Source organism: Endozoicomonas sp. (genome assembly GCF_051008435.1).
Taxonomy (GTDB): Bacteria; Pseudomonadota; Gammaproteobacteria; order Pseudomonadales; family Endozoicomonadaceae; genus Endozoicomonas_A.
The window spans coordinates 1-1354 of the sequence record NZ_JBPCXO010000471.1; the positions used below are offsets into that span (position 1 = coordinate 1).

Below are 1354 nucleotides of genomic sequence, written 5' to 3' on the forward strand. Positions count from 1 at the left end.
CCGGATTTGGCCATTTTTTATGATTCTTTTCGTTGAATAGCTCGCTATTCGCCTCAAATAATCATAAAAACTGTCTCAAACCGGACTTTTTCTCGCTACGGTCGGCTAAGTCCGACAGACTCCTAGTCCCAGATATTCCGGTCAGAGTTCCTTCACAGGTTAATTTGATAAGCAGTTGTACAATGTCTGCCTACTAACGCCATACTCCAGCGCAAGAGCTTTCTTTTGTTCTCCCCTATCAAGGCGCTCTTTAATCTCGTCAATTTGATGCCGGGTCAATTTCGGTTTTGCTCCAATTTGTTTTCCTTGTTTCCTGGCCGTAGCAATACCTTCTCTTTGGCGCTCACGAATCATGCTTCTTTCAAATTCAGCGAAGGCCCCCATCATCTGGAGCATCAGTTTGTGCATAGGGTTGCTGTCTCCGGAAAAGGTCAGATTCTCTTTATGGAACTGAATGCTAACGCCCTGCTTGGTCAGGTCCTCAACCAGTTCCTGTAGGTCTTTCAGGCTGCGTGCAAGGCGATCTATGGAGTGGACATGTAAGTGGTCACCTTTACGCAAATGGCGTAGGCAGGCTCTTAATTGAGGCCGGTTGGTGTCCTTGCCACTGCAATGGTCTTCAAAGCGGGTATCCAGTTCAACACCTTCCAGTTGGCGTGCAGTGTTTTGGTCAATACTGCTGACTCTGATGTATCCGACATTCTGGCCTTTCATACTGCTACTTCCTTTACTTCTTCTTCGTGTAAAAGAAAAACTAGATCTTGTTTTACATCGTGTCCAATTGATCGGATCAAAGGTTATTTGACACGTAAAATCAGTAGCTTAGAAGCAAGGCGATCGGTGTCCAGAAGGTACACTCAATTTTACAAGGTGGATGGTCAATTAAAGAGGCTCAAGACCTTTGGCCTCTAATGGTATAGTGAAATAAAATCTCATCAAGGACTGATGGCATGAATGATAAACACGCTCACTTTTTAGCTGAATACCTCATTGACCAGAATGCCACTCGTGCGGCTATTGCTGCTGGTTACAGTAAAAAGACAGCCAGAAGTCAGGGAAGTCGGCTGTTAACAAATGCTGACATTCAGATAGCGCTTCGTGAGCAGCTGGAACAGCTCAGTAGTGAACTCAAGATTACGGCAACTAACAAACGCAGAAAGCTTTGGTCGATTGCTCAGTTTTGCAGTGAGCTTATGGAAGCGGCTGATGGCGAATTAAAAATGAGAAACCCTAGGAGCCTGTCGGACTTAAGACTATTTCGGCCTAAATTCCAGAAAGAACGGCCCAATTATTCGATGAATTCGATTAAATAGGTCAACTATTCTCACGAATCCATCGAATAATTCGACTCGTT

At 44.6% G+C, this 1354-nt stretch carries 2 protein-coding genes; one reads left to right on the top strand and one right to left on the bottom strand.

Annotated elements, in window-relative coordinates; all coding sequences use genetic code 11:
* Nucleotides 1–159: 159 nt before the first annotated feature.
* Nucleotides 160–714: a recombinase family protein gene (locus ACR2PX_RS23345; RefSeq protein WP_434001754.1), complete on the bottom strand. Its 555-nt coding sequence runs from the start codon at nt 712–714 to the stop codon at nt 160–162.
* Nucleotides 715–950: 236 nt separating this feature from the next.
* Between ACR2PX_RS23345 and ACR2PX_RS23350 the strand changes: the two genes are divergently transcribed.
* The gene (locus tag ACR2PX_RS23350; RefSeq protein ID WP_434001755.1) at nt 951–1313 is read left to right on the top strand and encodes a terminase small subunit; all 363 of its coding nucleotides are present in this window, start codon (nt 951–953) and stop codon (nt 1311–1313) included.
* The last annotated feature ends 41 nt before the right edge of the window (nt 1314–1354 follow it).

Bases quoted from the DNA above. Each gene is read 5' to 3' on its own strand.
- ACR2PX_RS23350 (WP_434001755.1), top strand. From the start codon at position 951: ATGAATGATAAACACGCTCACTTTTTAGCTGAATACCTCATTGACCAG.
- ACR2PX_RS23345 (WP_434001754.1), bottom strand. From the start codon at position 714: ATGAAAGGCCAGAATGTCGGATACATCAGAGTCAGCAGTATTGACCAA.